Genomic DNA, 878 nt, shown 5'->3' on the forward strand with positions numbered 1-878 from the left:
ATCGTCGGCGCTTGCGTGACGATGTTCGTTATTTCAATCGTCTGGACCGCGGAAAGTCCAGACGAGTCCGCGGCATACACGGTGTACATGCCATTCTCGGTGATGTTAAACGAACCGGAAGGCGGTACATCTGTGCCGAAGGCCGGAACGGCGAAGTCCGCGGCTGTCCGCTCGCCCGACGCCCAACGCAAGGCGTTCAAAGTGTTGCCGCTCGCCGAATTGCTCACTGAAGCGGAGGCCGAAATCGCGACGCCGGTGCTGACAGCCGTTTTGGGCGAATAATCGAGCGTAATCGTCGGCGCTAGTGTGATGATATTGCTTACCTCAATCGTCTGCACTGCCGAGAGCCCAGCCGAGTCCGCGGCATACACGGTATACTTGCCGTTCGCGGTGACGCTAAACGAACCGGAAGGCGGTACATCCGTGCCGAAGGTTGGGACAGCGAAGTCCGCAGTCGTTTTTTCGCCCGATGCCCAGCGCAAGGCGTTCAAAGTATTGCCGCTCGCCGAATTGCTTACCGAAGCGGAGGCCGAAATCGCGACGCCGGTGCTGACAGCCGTTTTGGGCGAATAATCGAGCGTAATCGTCGGCGCTAGTGTGATGATATTGCTTACCTCAATCGTCTGCACTGCCGATAGCCCAGCCGAGTCCGCGGCGTACACGGTGTACTTGCCGTTCTCAGTGACGCTAAACGAATCGGAAGGCGGCACATCCGTACCGAAGGACGGGACAGCGAAATCCGCAACCGTTTTTTCGCCCGACGCCCAACGTAAGGCGGTCAAGTTGTTACCGCTCGCCGAATTGCTTACCGAGGCGGAGGCTGAAATAGCAACGCTAGTGCTGACAGCCGTTTTGGGCGAATAATCGAGCGTAATCGT

1 protein-coding gene is annotated in these 878 nt (G+C 58.0%); it reads right to left on the bottom strand.

Annotation, left to right across the window (positions count from 1 at the left end):
* On the bottom strand, window positions 1-782 hold a 782-nt coding region (locus FE784_RS40550; RefSeq protein ID WP_139607981.1), incomplete at its 3' end, for a hypothetical protein.
* Between the last annotated feature and the right edge of the window lie 96 nt (window positions 783-878).

The sequence above is a fragment of the Paenibacillus hemerocallicola genome (genome assembly GCF_006265175.1).
Classification (GTDB): domain Bacteria; phylum Bacillota; class Bacilli; order Paenibacillales; family NBRC-103111; genus Paenibacillus_AB; species Paenibacillus_AB hemerocallicola.